Source organism: Shivajiella indica, from assembly GCF_042683085.1.
Classification (GTDB): domain Bacteria; phylum Bacteroidota; class Bacteroidia; order Cytophagales; family Cyclobacteriaceae; genus Shivajiella; species Shivajiella indica.
The window spans coordinates 33,052-51,336 of the sequence record NZ_JBHUIV010000005.1 but is presented as its reverse complement, the minus strand read 5'-3'; the positions used below and the strand labels follow the sequence as shown (position 1 = coordinate 51,336).

13 protein-coding genes are annotated in these 18,285 nt (G+C 40.6%); 5 read left to right on the top strand and 8 right to left on the bottom strand.

Annotation, left to right across the window (positions count from 1 at the left end):
• Positions 1-123 precede the first annotated feature (123 nt).
• Positions 124-2,937, top strand: coding sequence for an alpha-L-rhamnosidase-related protein (locus tag ACFSKV_RS02350; RefSeq protein ID WP_380800073.1), 2,814 nt, complete (start codon positions 124-126; stop codon positions 2,935-2,937).
• A gap of 10 nt (positions 2,938-2,947) precedes the next feature.
• Positions 2,948-4,405: an arylsulfatase gene (locus tag ACFSKV_RS02345; protein WP_380800072.1), complete on the top strand. Its 1,458-nt coding sequence runs from the start codon at positions 2,948-2,950 to the stop codon at positions 4,403-4,405.
• Between the two features lie 11 nt (positions 4,406-4,416).
• On the opposite strand, the gene ACFSKV_RS02340 is transcribed toward ACFSKV_RS02345, so the two are convergent.
• The 5 genes from ACFSKV_RS02340 to ACFSKV_RS02320 all read right to left on the bottom strand — a co-directional run bounded on the left by ACFSKV_RS02340 (position 4,417) and on the right by ACFSKV_RS02320 (position 9,068).
• Positions 4,417-5,754, bottom strand: coding sequence for a Gfo/Idh/MocA family protein (locus tag ACFSKV_RS02340; protein ID WP_380800071.1), 1,338 nt, complete (start codon positions 5,752-5,754; stop codon positions 4,417-4,419).
• Between the two features lie 16 nt (positions 5,755-5,770).
• Positions 5,771-6,763, bottom strand: coding sequence for a TRAP transporter substrate-binding protein (locus ACFSKV_RS02335; RefSeq protein ID WP_380800070.1), 993 nt, complete (start codon positions 6,761-6,763; stop codon positions 5,771-5,773).
• A complete protein-coding gene (locus ACFSKV_RS02330) occupies positions 6,760-8,037 on the bottom strand; it encodes a TRAP transporter large permease (RefSeq protein WP_380800069.1) in 1,278 nt (425 codons plus the stop codon). Before ACFSKV_RS02330 ends, ACFSKV_RS02335 begins: the two co-directional genes overlap by 4 nt.
• Complete coding sequence (locus ACFSKV_RS02325; protein WP_380800067.1) at positions 8,034-8,498, bottom strand: TRAP transporter small permease; 465 nt, start codon at positions 8,496-8,498, stop codon at positions 8,034-8,036. Before ACFSKV_RS02325 ends, ACFSKV_RS02330 begins: the two co-directional genes overlap by 4 nt.
• A 192-nt stretch (positions 8,499-8,690) precedes the next feature.
• Positions 8,691-9,068 (bottom strand): VOC family protein, encoded by a 378-nt coding sequence (locus ACFSKV_RS02320; RefSeq protein WP_380800066.1) that lies wholly within the window; start codon positions 9,066-9,068, stop codon positions 8,691-8,693.
• Positions 9,069-9,142: 74 nt separating this feature from the next.
• On the opposite strand from ACFSKV_RS02320, the gene ACFSKV_RS02315 reads away from it, so the two are divergent.
• Positions 9,143-10,156, top strand: coding sequence for a Gfo/Idh/MocA family oxidoreductase (locus tag ACFSKV_RS02315; RefSeq protein WP_380800065.1), 1,014 nt, complete (start codon positions 9,143-9,145; stop codon positions 10,154-10,156).
• A gap of 571 nt (positions 10,157-10,727) precedes the next feature.
• Here ACFSKV_RS02315 and ACFSKV_RS02310 read toward each other — a convergent pair.
• Genes ACFSKV_RS02310 through ACFSKV_RS02300 form a run of 3 tightly spaced genes read right to left on the bottom strand, consistent with a single transcriptional unit; the run spans position 10,728 to position 15,475 of the window.
• A complete protein-coding gene (locus ACFSKV_RS02310; RefSeq protein WP_380800063.1) occupies positions 10,728-12,617 on the bottom strand; it encodes a 6-phosphogluconolactonase in 1,890 nt (629 codons plus the stop codon).
• Between the two features lie 9 nt (positions 12,618-12,626).
• Positions 12,627-14,090 (bottom strand): sodium:solute symporter family protein, encoded by a 1,464-nt coding sequence (locus ACFSKV_RS02305; protein WP_380800060.1) that lies wholly within the window; start codon positions 14,088-14,090, stop codon positions 12,627-12,629.
• A 32-nt stretch (positions 14,091-14,122) separates the two neighbouring features.
• Positions 14,123-15,475 carry a Gfo/Idh/MocA family oxidoreductase gene (locus ACFSKV_RS02300; RefSeq protein WP_380800059.1) on the bottom strand — a complete coding sequence of 451 codons (1,353 nt, stop codon included), beginning with the start codon at positions 15,473-15,475 and terminating at the stop codon, positions 14,123-14,125.
• A 434-nt stretch (positions 15,476-15,909) separates the two neighbouring features.
• Between ACFSKV_RS02300 and ACFSKV_RS02295 the strand changes: the two genes are divergently transcribed.
• Positions 15,910-16,758 carry a hydroxypyruvate isomerase family protein gene (locus ACFSKV_RS02295; RefSeq protein ID WP_380800058.1) on the top strand — a complete coding sequence of 283 codons (849 nt, stop codon included), beginning with the start codon at positions 15,910-15,912 and terminating at the stop codon, positions 16,756-16,758.
• Positions 16,759-16,816: 58 nt separating this feature from the next.
• Entirely contained in the window at positions 16,817-18,130 is a 1,314-nt protein-coding gene (locus tag ACFSKV_RS02290) for a Gfo/Idh/MocA family protein (protein ID WP_380800056.1), read from the top strand.
• The last annotated feature ends 155 nt before the right edge of the window (positions 18,131-18,285 follow it).

The following is an 18,285-nucleotide window of genomic DNA, read 5'->3' as shown; positions in this document are numbered from 1 at the left end:
TTTCGAATAGCTTGATAGTAGGATTTTGTTCAAGGAGAGGAGTATTTCAAGAATCAAGAGGCAGATAAAAAAATTAGATCAAGAATGTTGACAAGACAAAGGTACTTGGATAAAAAGATACAAATGAAAAGAGATATAATCATTTGCCTAATTCTGTTTTTTGTGGTTTTATCAGATATGGCTTTTTCCCAAAAGATTCATTGGATCAGATCTGAGGGAGGTGAGCGAAATGAATACGTTTTTTTCAGAAAGGATTTCGACTTGAATGAAGAAGCCAAAGAAGCTCAGTTTCACCTATATGTAGATTCCAGATATGCTTTGTACGTTAATGGGCATTATTTAGGATTTGGTCCGGTTAGGTCCTATCATGCCAATCCTTACTTTGACACATATGATCTTAAACCTTTTTTAAAAGTTGGGGAGAATGTTATTGCTGTCTTGGCGATGAACAATGGAATGGAAACTTTTCAGCTCTTTGATAATAGGGGTGGAGCAGCATTCTGGGGAGAAATATTTGTAGGGAATAAAAAAATCGATCTTGGAATCCATTCCTGGAAGGCAAAAAAATCAGCAGGATATGACCAAAGTACACCGAGGTTTTCTTTTGCCAAAGGCCCGATTGAGAGTTGGGATCTCAGGGAAGATTCAGGTTGGAATGCCCCGGGAATAAATTTAGAGGCTTGGATGGATCCAGTTCCGGTTAGAAATCAGTCCGTTTGGGGAGATATGCGTTCCAGACCAATTCCATTTCTGACAAAACTTGACATCAAAGCGTTCAGGTTGATGGGGGTTTATCTCCTTAAAAAAGAAGAGGATTTTTTTACTTTCAGGGTGTTGACACCTGATTTGGATATAGGGGAGTATTCCATTGGCCATCCCGGATTGGCTTATACCTACATTTACTCTCCCAAAAAGCAAAAAGTAAATGCCGGTTTGTGGTGGGGAGAGTATTTCCTTAACGGTGAAAAGATACATCCCAAGGAAGTAAAAGTAAAATCGTATCACCGACAAGAATTTGAACTTAAGTTAAATCAAGGTTGGAATGAGATGCTTGTTCGGAATAATGTCATTTGGGGAACCTGGGACTTTTACCTCACCCTTCCCACAAATCTTGGATTGTCTGTTTCCCCCTCTAAAAAGTTGGATGGCACAGAGTGGTTTCGATCTTTTGTTCCACTCGATCAACAATTGGAACTACAAATAAGACAGTTTGATTTGGGTTTGGGATTGGACGCTGTAGTCAAAGCATTTCCAAATGAATGGAGATCACACATAAAGGCTGAAAAAACCAACCCTGCAAAAGATTTGGCATGGATGGAGCCTGACAGAAACCTGCCACTCAGGGCTTCAAGTGTTTTTAAAGAACCCTTAATTTTTACCAAAGATCAATCAGAGATTGTTCTGTTTTTTGATATGGGCGAAATCCATCTTGGGCATTTCTTTGTAGAAGGCCAGTTTCCCATAGGGTCAACCATTGATATAGGCTTTTCAGAAGAACTCAATCAGGAAGGATTGCCCTGGCTCTATAAAAGACATCAGGTAGGGGCAGGGTTAAGATTTGTAGCCGATGGTAGCCAAAAAAGATTTCAATCCTTCAAACCTTATGGTGCCAGATACCTTAAAATGGTTGTTAGGGCAGAAAACCAGTCATTTACATTGGACAATGTAGGAATGGTCAGGCAGGTTTACCCATTTGAAGCCCTTGGATCATTTTCTTCCTCAGATCCTTTAATGGACAGAATATGGGAAGCTAGCTGGCGTACCCTTCAAATTTGTGCAGAAGATTCCTATACAGATACACCCTTTAGGGAAAGGGGGCTTTATGCCGGGGATATGATCCCCCAAATGGCCATGACCCAGGCGGTGAGTGGAGACATGCGCTTGGTCAAACATTCCTTGAACCTTTTTCAGGATATGTACCGGCCTCAAATGTGGGATGGGGAACCGGTTCGGCATGAGGACTATATTTTGTCATCTTTGGTAGCTTTAGATGAATATGCTAAGCTTACCGGAGATTGGGAACTGGTAAGAGAACACTATAAAAACTATAAATCACTGATCGGCCAATATCAATCCAGGTATGTCAATGGACTGGTAAAAATCGAGAATGTTTTTATCGAATGGACAACTCTTAATAAACGGGACGCTGCCATGACCGCATATCAAGCTCTTTATTATTATTCATTGAAAAGATTGGCCGACTGGGCGGATCGATTTGGATGGAATGAAGATAGGGAATCTTATTTGGAGGAGGCTTCCAAAATCAAACAAAGTACCCATTTGAACCTTTGGGATCAGGACCATCTTAATTATTTTGATGGCATAAAAGATGGTGAAATCTTAAAAGAAAAACACCTTACTTCCACCATTTGGCCAGTATTGATGGGAGTGACAGAACCAGAGTTTCAGCAACCCATCATCTCTTGGTTAAAAAACGAAATATTGGATATAGGTCAGGAAACAAGGAAAGAGAAGATTTCCCCTTACAGCGCATTTTATTTGTTTTCTTTATTATACCGGCACGGAGAATCAGGGGCTGTAGAAAACTTTATTCGCAAACATTGGGGACCGATGGCGCTGCACAATGACCGTCCAACGGTATGGGAAAACTTTGATGTGATCGAATCGGATATTGGGACGTCCAGCCATGCCTGGAGTGGACATCCAATGTTTTTTATGGCAACCGAAACGCTTGGAGTTAACTTAGGCTTTTTCAAAGATTTTGATCCAAATACCATTGAAATAAAACCCCAGTCTGAAACATTGACATGGGCCAAAGGAACAGTGGTACATCCCCTTGGACCTGTAGAGGTGTATTGGAGAATTGAAGGGGAAAACCTGCTGTTGGATTACAAAGCTCCAAAAGGAGCAAAAGTACTGGTCCAACCCAAAGGTAAACTGAGTAAATTAAATCTGATCATCAATCCATCAAACTAAAATTTAACCCATGAAGAAGATCGTTCAACTGTACGGATTTGCTTTATTGATTGGTATTTTATCCCTAATTTCTTGTCAGGAGAAAAAGTTGGAAGAATTGAACAAAAAACAGCCCAACATCATCTTCATCCTCGCAGATGACCTGGGTTACGGAGATTTGGGTTTTTTAGGGCAAGAATGGATTGAAACACCAAATATTGACCGCATAGCAGCTGAAGGGATGTTCTTTTCCAACCATTATACAGGAGCAACTGTCTGTGCTCCTTCCCGCTCTGCACTAATGACAGGATTGCATACCGGCCATACACCTATCAGGGGAAATTTTGAGATACAGCCTGAAGGGCAGTATCCGATGCCTGATACCTTATTGACCTTACCTAAACTTTTTAAACAGGCAGGCTATGCTACTGGAGCATTTGGAAAATGGGGTTTGGGTTTTATTGGTACCACGGGAGATCCAAACAATCAGGGATTTGATCAGTTTTTTGGGTACAACTGCCAGCGTATCGCCCATCGCTATTATCCGGAATACCTTTGGGATAACCATGAGAAAGTATTTCTTGAAGGAAATGACTGGAATCAAAAAAGCACATACGCCCCTGAAGTTATACACAAGGAATCCTTGAAGTTTATTGAGGATAATGCTTTAAATCCATTTTTTATGTTTGTTCCTATGGTGATGCCCCATGCGGAATTAGCAGCCCCTGATGGGGATTTGCTGGATCATTATAGAAAGAAGTTCGGTCAGGAAGAGGAGTTTAAGGCACCTGATGGATGGGACTACGGGGATGATCCCATTAATATTCCAGGCTATCAATCCAATCCTTATCCCCGCGCTAGTTATGCAGCTATGGTGGCTTTATTGGACCGACAGGTAGGGGAGGTCTTACAAAAATTGGATGATTTGGGATTAACTGATAATACAATCATCATATTTGCTTCTGATAATGGTCCCCATGTAGAAGGTGGCAATAATCCTGATTTTTTTAATAGCAATGGCATATTTCGGGGATATAAAAGGGATCTGTATGAAGGTGGAATCCGGACTCCTATGATTGTGAAATGGCCAGGTGTCATCCAACCAGGAAGCTCAACAGACCATATTTCAGCTTTTTGGGATTTCCTGCCCACATTTTCAGAAATCTTAGGACATGAAATCTCCAAAAATCTTGATGGGATCTCCTTTCTACCTGTTTTGAAATGGAAATCAGGGCAAAAGCAACATGATTACCTGTATTGGGAGTTTGTGGAGCTAGGCGGTAGACAGGCTATCCGAAAAGGGGATTGGAAAGCTGTCCGTTATGGGGTTAAAAACAACCCTAATGCAGCCATTGAAATTTACAACCTGAAAAATGACATTTCTGAATCCAATAATATTGCAGAAGATTATCCTGAGTTATTGTTGGAATTTCAAAAATTATTTAATGAGGCTCATATTCCCAATCCTGTTTTTAAACTCTTTGAATAGAATTGAGGATTTTATCCTTTTGGAATTTTAGGTAATTTCCAGGGATCACGGTAGTTTGGAGTGATCAAAGCATTCGCTTTTGGGGAATTTTTGAATTGCCTTTTGCTATCATCCCAATGCAATACGGGTTCGTGAATTCTGCCCGAAATATTGGGAATATGGGCATACAGTGCAGCAATCCTTCCTGTTTCAGGTGGGCAAATGGGAGTTTCCCTGCTTCTAATACAGTCAATGAAATTTTTCACATGTAAATTATGGGATTCACTTCCCTCGGTAAACTTTTGAGGTGTTACTTTAGGCGCCTGTTTTTCTCCATCCCATTCAGGTAAAAGCTGAAAACTTCTTCTATCGGCCACTATGGTTCCTTTTTCTCCTATAAAAGCAACCCCGTATGGTTTTTCGAAAGGGCCTTGTTGGATGCCTCCCAACATGTCCCACTGAATGGTAAATTCATCGTGTGGATAAAGTACTGACATACTATCGAAAGTTTCCCTTTGCCTGATATCCGTAGAGGTATTGCTGGCTTGGGTAAGTACTAGAGATGGTGCAGCAGGTTTTTCCATTGCCCAAACACCCATATCCAACAAATGAACGCCCCAATCCGACATTAGACCTCCTCCATAATCCCAAAAATGACGCCAGCTACCATGGAACCTGTTTTTATTGAAAGGTCTTTCAGGAGCAGGGCCCAACCAGAAATTATAATCCACCCCTTCAGGTACAGGGCTGTCCTCTGCAGGAGTAGCTCCTGATCCATAATTGAAGTTCGACCAGATGTTGACCTTTCTTAATTTTCCTATTTCTCCTGACCGTATCATTCTTATAGGTTCACTAAAGGTATAGCCACTTCGCTGTTGTTGGCCAACCTGAACGATCCGTTGGTAGTAGGTAGCAGCTTCAACCATGATGTCACATTCCCCGATACTGTTAGCCAAAGGTTTCTCTACATAAACATCTTTTCCTGCTTCACAGGCTGACACCACATGGAGGCAATGCCAATGATCAGGGCTCCCAACAATGACCGCATCAATGTCTTTCTGGTCAAGGAGCTTCCTGAAATCCTTATAGGCCTTTGGGTTTTGACCATAATTATCCTGCACTTCTTTAATCCTTCTGGTCAGAACATTTTCATCCACGTCACAAATAGCCGTACAATTTACACCTTCTAAATTTAAATGATGTCTCAAAATACTGAATCCATGGCCGTTACATCCAATTAAGGCAACATTCACCTGATCACTGGGAGCAATACCGGAGGCCCATACTTTGGAGGGAATGATGGAAAACAAACCTATTCCCATGGCGGTACTGCCTGTCTTTTGGATAAATTTCCTTCTGCTGTTTTTCATAGTTTGACTTTTGGGTTCAATTATTTTCACTGGGTTTAAGGGCATTTATTTTGTTGATCAGGTTTTCGGCATCCTCCCCATATAAATTTATAAAGTAATCATAAACAGGCAGGGTTTTGGCCTTAAATAAACTTTTGTCAGGGAAGGTGAATTCAACTCCTTCAAGTTCTATTTTTTCTTGAAGTTCTTTTTCCAATTTCTCTAGATAAGCCAATTGCCATTCAATGGAATTCTTTATGGCTGATCGAATGATGTTTTGTTGTTCCTTATCCAGTTTATTCCAGGTTCTTTCGCTTATCAGCACATAAGCGCAATTGAAAATATGACCTGTCATGGCCACATATTTTTGGGTTTCATACAATTTTCCCGTCCAAATGTTCTGAAGAGGGTTTTCCTGTCCATCTACCATCCCCTGGGTAAGTGCTGTATATAGTTCCGCATAGCTCAGAGGAGTTGGGATCCCTCCCAAAGCCTTGATGGTCTGGATATGGGCCATGTTTTCGGTAGTTCGTATCAGTAATCCATTTAGGTCTTCAGGCTGATGGATGGGTTTGATGGAGGTGGTCAGGTGCCGGAATCCGTTTTCATACCAACCTATAAGCCTGATGCCAAACTTATTGAGGGACCGCGCCAAGTCCTCCAAAATAGGTCCATTATTGACTGCTTTGACATGTTCCCGGTTTTCATACAAATAAGGGAGTTCCAAAACTGAAAATAGAGGTTCATGATTATTGACCAGTCCCGCAAGGGCCATATCGAGGCTTCCTATCATTAGCATTTCCTGCATCTCGCTTTCATTACCTAATTGGGAACTTGGATAAATCTTGATTTGGATTTTGCCTTGGGTATTCGTTTCCACTTCTTTTTTGAATTCCTCAAGTGCCAATGTAAAGGAATGGCTATTGCTATGGCTTAACCCCACTCGCAAAACTTTTACCTCAGTTTCACTAGATTGGCAGCTCCAAAAGAGTATTGCAAAGAGGATGATATGGAAGGCGGTAATTTTCATTTCATCCATTTGTTTACCAAAATCATTGAGATTTCAGGGAAATAGGTCACCAGCAATAATACCAGGAACATAGGGATTAAAAAGGGGATGATGGCTTTCATCAATACCTCAACTTTGATTTTACTGATATGGCTCATCATAAAGAGACAAACCCCTACTGGTGGTGTGGCTACACCGATCATCAAGTTTACCACCATAATCACCCCAAAATGAATTGGGTCAATTCCCAAATCAAGGGCCAAAGGATACAAAATAGGAGTAAAAAGGATCAGAACAACACCTGCCTCCAATATTGCCCCGAAAAAAAGTAAGATAAGATTGACCAATAATAGCACAACCCATTTATTCTGGGTAAAAGAAATCACGGAAGCAGTAATGGTTTGACCGGCATCCTCAATCGTCAATAAATAGGAAAATGGGGTAGTGGTGGAAATGATAAAGGTTATTACTGCGGTGGTAACCATGGTTTCCACAAAAATATCCGGCAGATCTTTCCATTTGATGGTCTTGTAATAAAATATCCCGATTACAAAGGCATAAAATGCAGCTACTCCTGCTGCTTCTGTAGGGGTAAATATACCTGCCAATATACCTCCCAACATGATGACCGGCATTAACAAAGGAATAAATGCCTTCTTAAACCCTTTGAAAATTGACTCGGACTTTGGAGGAGGATCTTTCGGGTAATTATTTTTCAAACTAAGAAGATAGATCATCAAAGAAAGGAATACTGCAATCAATAATCCCGGAATGATGCCTCCAACAAAAAGCTTTCCTACTGAATTTTCAGTCATGGCAGCATAAATGATAAAGGGAATGCTCGGAGGTATGATAGGGCCCAAAACCGAGGAAGCGGTAATGATAGAAGCAGAAAATTTATCATTGAAACCATTCTCTCTCATGGCTTTTAGGTTAACTTCCCCTAATGCGCCGACTGTGGCCACCGCACTGCCTGACATCCAGGAAAACAGGATACTGGAGAGAACATTTGTTTGGGCCAGTCCACCCCTGTAATGTCCTACCAGAATTCTTGCAAAAGAAAACAGTTCATTGGTGATTCCGCCTGCATTCATTAATCTCCCAGCCAACAGGAAGAGAGGTATGGCCAGAAATACATAATTATCCAGGCCTTTTACCATTTTATGGGGGATCATTTCCAATGGAATATCCAATCCAAAAATCAGATAACATAGCGCTGTCAATCCCAAGGAATAAGCGATAGGAACCCTGAAGAGTGCAAAAAGGATGAATAATCCAAACAATAGAAAAATCATGCTCCCTGGGTTTTGGTTGGACTTAAAATAGATTGAGATAAATAAATCAGTCCACCCAAGGATATAAATGGCAGGGGAAAGTAAAAAATGGATTGAGTCCACCCTGTAATAGGTAGAAAGGTGTTCCATAACCTATAAATAACCTGTACAGAACTGTACAAAATGGCCGCTAGGAAGACCATTATAGCCAGATTAGCAAACAATTGGATATGTTTTTGCGAAATTTTTAACCAATCTGTCAGGAAGGTGATGGTGATATGGGATTTTTGTTCTAATGCCAGAGCAGATCCAAAAAAGCAGGCCCAAACAAAAAAAATTCTACTGACTTCAGTTGAAAAAAGAATAGGTGTTTTTAAGATATATCTCGCTAAGATTCCAAGTAAAACCATCACAAAAAAAAGGATACAACAGGTTAAGGTCAGGAAATAATTGTATTTGGAGATAAGTTTCAGCAGTGACATAGGACGCAATGACTTTTTTAATAATAATACAAAAAATAAGGTCTGGGACAAACTATTTTCCATTGTAAAAATTTGTTATCATCCACTTGATTTTACAGGTGGATGGCACAGGATATCCTACTTTGACCCAGTATCAATTGGTGATTGTGGAGAAAAAGGATAAAAAAGAAATAAACTGGAAATTGTTCCTACTTATTTTAAAGAATGCAAAGCAATCCTGTTCCCTTCTGAATCAAGAAATAAGGCCATATATCCGATTTCTGGACTGATCAAGGTTTTGGATTGAATGATTTCTCCTCCAGCCTTTTTTATTCTGGCCAGTTCAATTTTCACATCTTCCGATGAAAAATAAACCTGAACTCCATCTTCACTGGGGGTGTAAAATTCTTCATTTTTAACCAAACTACCACCGGCACCTCCTTGTTCATGGTCCCAAGGAAACCAAGCCATATCGATAGTTTCCATTTGATGCCTATCTAATTTGCAATCAAAAACTGTTTCGTAGAATGAAATAGCTCTTTCCATATTTTTGACCGGTATTTCAAACCAGCCCACTACCACATGTTTCATAGATTTATGGGTTTAAACAATAAATTTATATAAATTGAAGCATTAATGCTTAATTATTTAAGTAAGAGAAAAGAATGAAAAAAATATTTATTAATCGGAGGAATTTTATCAAAACAAGCTCATTTGCAACCATAGGTTTAGGTTTTTTGGGAAATCCCAAATTAACTTTTGGTAGAAATTGGAATGAATCTAAAGGGAAGAAAGTTGGGATAATTGGATTGGATACCTCACACAGTATTGCCTTTACCAATGTCCTTAACAACAATAGGGGGAATAGCCAATATTTGGGGTATCATGTTGTGGCAGCCTATCCTTACGGAAGTAGAGATATTCCTTCCAGTATGGACAGGATTCCAGGATATACTCAAGAGATCAAAAGTATGGGGGTTGAAATTGTGGACTTTATAGCGGCCCTTTTGGAAAAGGTCGATGTGGTGCTTTTGGAAACGAATGATGGAAAGTTGCATCTGGAGCAGGCGATGGAGGTATTTAAAGCCGGCAAGAGGATGTTCATCGATAAACCCATTACCGCTTCACTAAAGGATGCCCATAAAATATTTGCTGCCTCGGAGCAATTTGGTATTCCGGTTTTTTCATCCTCTTCTTTACGTTATGTCAAAGGCATTGATGAGATCGACAAAAGTACTGTTGTAGGAGCAGATACATTTAGTCCGGCCACTCTGGAACCCAGCCACCCAGATCTTTATTGGTATGGGATCCATGGTGTAGAGACATTGTTTACAGTAATGGGAACAGGATGTGAGTCAGTTGTCAGGATAATTTCTAAAGATACTGATATAGTGGTGGGAACCTGGAAAGATGGCAGATTGGGAACTTTTCGAGGAACCCGTTCAGGGATACATGATTATGGAGGAACGGTTTTCACGATGAAGAAAAACATTGTCCTTGGGCCTTATTCGGGATATGAGCCATTATTGAGGGAAATCGTTAAATATTTCGATACCGGAATTATCCCGGTACAACCAGAGGAAACCCTAGAGATTTTAGCTTTTATGGAAGCAGCAGATGAGAGCAAAAAACAAGGAGGCAAAAGGATTTACCTCAAAGAAATCTTTGAAAAGGCTTAGATCAAATTAGGAAAACAATAAGGGTTTAAAACAATCTAAATAATTGGCAGGATTTTTTCGAACCACAAAAGTCAACATAGTGGACAAAAGAAGGGCATCTGAATAAGTTGCCCTTTACAGGAAAGATCAGATTGAAGAAAACTTTTGTGTTCCTTTTGTAACTATTGTGATCCGTTATTTAAAGTCTTAATATTTGTAAGGGGCTTTTTTTATTCAAGGTTTAACCTCCTCGGCCATTTTTCCGAACCACAAAAGTCAACAAAGTGGACAAAAGAAGGGCATCTGAATAAGTTGCCCTTTACAGGAATGATCAGATTGAAGAAAACTTTTGTGTTCCTTTTGTCACTATTGTGGTCTGTTAATTAAAGTCTTAATATTTGTCGGTGGCTTTTTTTATTCAAGGTTTAACCTCCTCGGCCATTTTTTCGAACCACAAAAGTCAACAAAGTGGACAAAAGAAGGGCATCTGAATAAGTTGCCCTTTACAGGAATGATCAGATTGAAGAAAACTTTTGTGTTCCTTTTGTAACTTTTGTGGTTCGTTAAATAAAAATCTTTGTTGTTTGACTATTTAATCGCTGGAAAAAACAACCTGCCCATTTTTAATCACCCTCATCACCTTGATTTTCCCCTCTTCGAAGTTAAAGATTACCCAATCTTCTTTTAGAGTTTGATTGGAGTCATTCAAAGCAAGAAATTTAACAGGGTAGGAAGTAGCCATTTTCCAGGCTGATGAAAGGTCAGTTATTCCGGATTTGACAAGGTATTCCACCCCTTCTCTGAGGTTTTTGCTTGCACCTGCCAAAAGTCCCTTGCCATGTTTTAAGGATAGTCTTCCATTTTCTTCCAGGACCACTTCATCTCCTATATGTGCCTTGTATTCACCGGGAGGCATCCCAGTGAATAAGGTGCTATCACTGATCAGGAATGATTTTTCACACTTAACTTTTATTACGGTTTTTAAGAAGGAATCATCCAAGTGAAAACCATCTGCGACCAAGCTTGCATATAAACCCTCCATGGCCAATTGATCCCAAAGAATATTCGGATGCCTTGGAAGGGTAAGTGGAACTGCATTACCCAGATGGGTAGACAGACGGGCACCTGCCTCCACCGCCTCCTTGATTTTTGGGTAAGTAGCATAACTATGCCCGATAGCTATTTGGATTCCTGATTCCTTACATTTTTTGATCAAATCGATTGCTCCTTCCAATTCAGGTGCCAAGGTGAGCAGTTTGATTCTTCCTTTTGCTGCTTTTTGAAATTCCTGCAATAGTTCCCACGAAGGCTCTTGGATAAATTTGGGATTATGGGCACCTCTGGCACCATCCAGATTTGAAATAAAAGGACCTTCTAAATGTACACCCAGAATACAGGAATCTACCAGTGGATTTATTTCACAGGCTTGAGTTATTGTATCCAAAATTTTCAGGATAATTCCCTTTTCATTAGTAATCAAGGTAGGTAGAAAACCTGTCACGCCTATAGTCAATAAATATTCAACTGACTTTTCTATATCCGAAATGGAAAGTGACGCATCATTAAAATCCACTCCATTGACTCCATTTACTTGTAAATCTATTAAGCCAGGGCCAAAAAAAGGAATTTTCTCTTTGATTTGGTCTGGGGGGTAAAATCTTACAGGGGTAAATCTCCCTTTATCGTTATTAAGCTGAAAGGATCCATTTTCTATATCTTGCAACAAATCATATTTGGTTTCCTTCCAAGGCAAATTTTCAGGGTAGGCAGCTCTATCTGTGAAAAGGTCGCATTGCCAATGCAATTTCAGTATTGAGGCAGGGCAGGAAGTGTCAATAGGGCCTGTTAAGGTCGATTCGAGCGCTTGCTTTTTATTGGGGCCGGGCACTACGCAGCAAAGGTAATCGGTCTCAAGCAAGGCAGGTATTGTAAGGCTAAGTGCGTGGGTAGGAACTTCTTCTATTGAAGGGAAGCAGGCATCATTCACCTGCTGCTGTCTGCAGGCAAGATCCAGTTCCACAATTTTTATGGTATTTGGGTCATTGAAATCGGCAACAGGTGGATCATTGAAGGCAATATGGCCATTTTCCCCAATGCCCAAGCAAACAATATCGATTGGGCTTTCATTTATTAAGCGGGTATACCGGGCAATTTCATCCTCCGTGTTTTTATTTCCTTCAATGATAAAGACGTCTTTGAAATTACAATGATCAAATAAATTCCTTTTGAGAAAATTCGAAAAAAGGGCCTGATCTTCGGGCAGTAAGCCCAGGTATTCGTCCATATGAAAGGCAACCACTTTTTCCCAGGGAATTAACTTTGAATTTCTTAGGTACTTTAAGAATTCATTTTGGGATGGTGCAGCTGCAAACACCATTCTTAAATAATCCTTTTTTTCAAGGACTGTCAATATCCTTTCCTCCACAGCTTTTCCGGCCGCATTCCCCATTTCTTCCCTGGTATTGAAAACATGTAATTGCATCTTTCAATTTTAGCTATTTTTTGATATTTGAGTCAGTAATACATCGACTTTTTCTGGAACTTTCTTCTTAGACAGTAATCCAAATGAAATAAAAACAAGGAAAGAGATAATCAAAGGCAAACTTACCTGAAGGGCATAACTTCCCATTTCGAAATTTTTGGTAAAAATAAAGGCAACAAGTCCCGACAAGATGGAGCTGATAGCAGCTATGGGCCCACATGACCTGAAGGTAGGAATCAATCCAAATAATAGTGGAATGGCAATAGGGCCCACCAATGCACCGAACCAGGAAATAATCAGGCCCAAGATGCCCCCAAAATATTCGTACTGTAAAGCAATGAGGATGGTCATCGTAGTAAATAGGAAAGTGACTATTCTAGCTGTGCTGAGGGCGTTGGATTTTAATTTGGCTGAGATGTTAGGTAAAATATCTCTTGTGATCACAGCAGCGATGGTATTGATATCTGAAGAGGTCATGGACATGGTATTGGCGAATAGGGAGGCAATAACCAGCCCCACTAAGCCTGAGGGCAATAATAACATGGTCAACTCTCCATAAGATTGACTGGGATCGGCCAGATTGGGAAGTAAGATGGGTGCTGCCCACATGGGGAAAAACAAGATCAGGGGCCATATCAAATATAATATTCCTGAAAGTCTAGCTGCCTTGCTTGCCTCTTGTTCGGTATTGGAAGAAATATACCGTGTAGCGAGATTCCATTGTCCTCCATTATAGGAGAGGAAATTGATGAATAGAAATGCCAGTGCGAATCCCAATCCATAAGGTTCATGAAAAGGTTGGCTGTTAGATGCAGGCAATTGATCCCAAAGGGTAAAAATGCTTTCCGCACCTCCCAAAAAATCCAGAACAGCCCAAAACATGACAATTCCAGCTAAGAGTTGGACGATGAATTGGGCAAAGTCCGTCATCACCACTGCCCATAAACCGCCAAAGGTGATGTACAATAATGATATTCCTCCTGAAATCAAGATGCCCACAGGTAGACTGATGCCAGTGAATACATTTAACAAAATAGCAATCGAGGCCCATTTTGCTCCAATATCAAAAAGTTTGAGTAATACTCCGCTCCAGGCCATGATTTGTTGGGTCCAAAGGTTGTAACGAACCTTTAGGAATTCCAGTGGAGACTGGATATGCAATTGTTTTCTTAACCTTACCCAAAACACAGGGAATATTTTGGCGCTTGCCAATATGGTTATTCCTATCGTAAATGCCCACCAAAAATAGACAGAAATTCCATGAGTGTAGGCCAATGCTGCGTAAGCAACAAAAACAGCACCACTGTATCCGGAGACATGGTGTGAGATGCCGGAAAGCCACCAAGGTAATTTTCCACCAGCAACGAAATAATCTTCCGGATTTTTATTTCTAAAATAAGAATAAATGCCAATGGCCAGCATCAATAGGAAAAACAGACCAATGATAACCAGGTCCAGGTTACTTAACTTCATGAGTTTGTTGGGTCAATGGGAAGAAATGTGGATTATATGGATGGTTCCCAGCCTGGTTCATAATCTCTGGACCAATGTTTCATGGCTTCTTTGTTATCAAGGATATGGCCGTTTTTGGGATCAATCTGCAAAGATCCTCCGGTTCTAAGTGCGATATTGCCCAACTGAACCAACAGGGTACTTGTCTGTCCTCCATTAATATCAGCTGCAAGGGGTGTTCCTTTCCGAATAGCATCAAACATGTTCTGAATATGGAATCCATCCAGGTCATAAGTTGGGTCAGAAAGGTTTCTTGGGTCTACTGGTCTTTGGTATTTTACCTCTTTGACAACCTGATTCTTGAGATCCATGATACTGTAATTATCTCCTCCATCGATCCTTATTGCTCCTTCTTCTCCATAAAAAATAACACCTACGCTTGATCCTTCAGAGTTCAGACCATTACAGCTTCTCCCTTCCCAGGTGATCATGGTATTGTTGTCAAACTCAAGATTGATGACCTGTGTATCGGGAGTTTCCCAGTCATCCTTATAGCGATACCTTCCCCCGGAAGAAGTTACCCTGGTAGGGAATTCTACTCCCAATCCCCATCTGGCCAAATCTACCATATGAGTCCCGTTGTTAAGGGCTTCCCCGGTTCCCCAATTCCAGAACCAATGCCAGTTGTAATGGATTATATTATCCCTATAAGCTTCCCTTGGAGCAGGTCCTTGCCATAGTTCAAAATCCAAATGCTCCGGAACGGTAGTTTTCTTACCGAAACCGATTGGGCCCCGGTTGTTTGTATACCAGGTTTTTGCAAAATATGGCCTTCCAATTACCCCTTCATGTAATTCTTTGATAGCAGCCACAACATTCGGCCAAGATCTCCTTTGGTTGCCCATTTGGATTACCCGTTTGTACTTTTCTGCGGCTTTCACCAAAATTTCACCTTCATGGGGATTATGGCTGGCAGGTTTTTCCAAGTAAACATCCTTGCCTGCTTTGCAAGCTAATATAGCTGCAGGGGCATGCCAATGATCAGGAGCGGCAACTACCAGGACATCCAGATCCTTATCTTCTAGACCTTTTCTGAAATCCGGTGTTGCTTTTGGTTTGTTTTGCTGGATGTTTGTTACAGCATTGATACACTTTTCTGCAGCCAATCTGTCTACATCACATATATGAAGTACTTCACTGTTGGGTTGGGAGGCGAAGTTCTGGGCCAATGCCATTCCTCTGCTGTTGACACCCATGACGGCAACTTTTATTTTCTCATTTGCACCAAGGATTTGGGCATAGCTCTTGGGACTAAAACTTGGAAGAATACCGCCAAAAGAAAGGGCTGCTGTTCCTGCCAAAGATTTTTTGAGAAAATCTCTCCGGGTTTCATTTGATTGGGCCATTGGGGTTGCTGGGTTTTTAAGTTTACTGTTTTGGATTGAGTGGAATTTTCGGGTAATCGATTGAATCCGTCCAGTTATGGATTTCTATTTTCCTAATATATCAATTTAATCCATGTCCCAAAATAGTTTTTACTTGACCTGTCAATCACTGCTATTTACTCCTTATCACTACAAAACATGCCCTATTGCACTTTTCCTATTTGAAATTACCTGTAAAAGCATTTTATTTAATAAAATAAACAGCTGAGGGAGTACAATTTTCTTTGACCAGAAAGGAAAAAGTCCAATGAATGTATATTTAATTACTTTCCTCCTAAATCTATTTCTCTGTTGAAAAAAATGGGAATTGCCCAAAACCCAAAAAAACTAGAAAATTCAATGAAATTATGTCAATATTAAACTCAAAATTGTCCAGACGGAAAAGTCTGAAAACCATGGCAGGTACTGCCGCCCTAAGTGTCTTAGGAACCTCAATTTCAACAAGAATCCAGGCAATGGAAAATCCTTTAGATAGGGATTTAAAAGGTAGGATCAACCATTCGGTTTGCCGCTGGTGCTATAATGATATTCCATTTGAAGATTTGTGTAAGGCAGCCGTTGAAATTGGTCTGAAGTCCATTGAACTGGTAGGTCCCGATGAATGGCCTGTGCTGAAAAAATATGGGCTGACCGCCGCCATGCCCTGGGGTGCAGGAATGGGGATTGAAAAGGGTTTCAATAATCCGGTTTACCATGACGAACTGGTCAAAAGTTATGAAGAAATGATCCCAAAAGTAGCTGAGGCAGGCTTTAAACAGATTATTTGTTTTTCTGGAAACCGCAATGGTCTGGATGACGAGACGGGCATAAAAAATTGCGCGATGGGCTTGAAAAGAATCATGCCGGTAGCAGAAAAGCATGGGATAATCATGTGTATGGAACTCTTAAACAGTAAAGTTAACCATAAAGATTACCAAGCAGATCATACTGCATGGGGTGTGGAGGTATGCAAGGCGACCGGTTCTGAAAATATTAAGCTCCTTTATGATATTTACCATATGCAGATCATGGAAGGAGATGTGATTGCTACGATCAAAAAATTCCATCCCTACATCTCTCATTATCATACTGGAGGTGTGCCTGGAAGAAACGAAATTGATGACACACAGGAGCTTTTTTATCCAGCAATTATGAGAGCTATCCTCGAAACTGGATACACAGGTTTTGTGGGTCAGGAGTTTATTCCCAAAAGACCCGATAAGTTGGCCTCCCTCAAACAGGGTGTTGAAATCTGTGATGTTTAATTAGGGTATTCCAGGTTTCTATTTTATAAAACAGGATTTAAAACTAATCATTGCCATCATGTCTAAGTTCTCCATTCCACCAAAAGCCAATGAAAGAAGGATTTTCTTGAAATCAACCGGTACTGCTCTATTGGGAAGTGCCGTATTGCCTATGTCCTTTTCCATCAATTCCAGTTTTGCTTCTAATGATAAGACGCTAAAAGTTGGGTTGATAGGTTGTGGAGGAAGAGGAACCGGGGCAGCTGCCCAGGCATTGAAGGCGGATGCCGATTCCATATTGACCTGTATGGCGGATATTTTTCCGGACTATTTGGAGGAATCTTACGATTCGCTGATGCAGGTTAATCCCAAGCAGGTGAAGGTGGACAATGCCCATAAATTCATAGGATTTGATGCGTATCAAAAGGTATTGGAATCGGATGTAGATGTGGTGATCCTTACGACTCCACCAGCTTTTAGGCCAGGTCATTTTAAGGAAGCTATAGCCAAAGGGAAGCATGTCTTTTGTGAAAAGCCCGTTGCGGTGGATGCTCCGGGGGTAAGAAGTGTTCTTGAGACAGCCAAAATGGCAAAGGAAAAGGGATTGTCAGTGGTTTCGGGATTTACCTTCCGGTACGATTTCCCCAAAAGGGCGCTTTTTGAAAAAATCAACAATGGGGAGATTGGTGAAGTGATGTCCGTCTTGACAGTTAGGAATGGGGGTGGCCTTTGGTATAAAGAAAGACAGAGCCAGTGGACTGAAATGGAATATCAATTGAGAAACTGGTATTATTATGATTGGCTTTCCGGGGATTACATTGTTGAAATGATGGTGCATAGTTTGGATATGATGTCCTGGGCATTTGGTGATAAAATGCCAATACGTGCGACAGGTTCCGGTGGACGTCAATCCAGGACCGAAGAAAAGTGGGGCAATATTTATGATCATTTTGCCATTGAATACGAATATGAAAACGGAGCAAAGGGCATTCATTTTAGCAGGCAACAGCAGGGATGTTCTAATGTCAATAAAGCAGAGGTTTTTGGAAGAAATGGAAATGCAATTGTAGATATAGGAAGACAGGTTCACAGCATTCAAAACAATTCAAAATGGGATTATAATGGAGAGAAAAACAATCCCTATGAGACCCAGCATGAGGAATTGTTTGCAGCCATTAGATCCGGGAAACCAATCAATGAAGGAGAATTGATGGCGAATAGCACCATGCTTGCTGTTTTGGGAAGGATGGTCGGTTATAGTGGTCAGACCATCAATTGGGAGGATGCCTTAAAATCCAATATGACACTTGGACCTAAGTTGGAGGATTACCGGTGGGATTTAAATTGGGAAGTGCCTCCTGTGGCAGTTCCTGGCAGGACAAAAGTTCTATGATTAAAATCCTTAATGCAGAGGAAAGTGTATATCCCTTACTCTAAATATGTAAAAATTGATCACCTGTCACTAAGAGATTTTAACATTTAGGTAAAAGTACAGAAAGGGTAATGACATCTTTTGTAACGTCATCCTGAACTGGAGCTTGCGGAGGT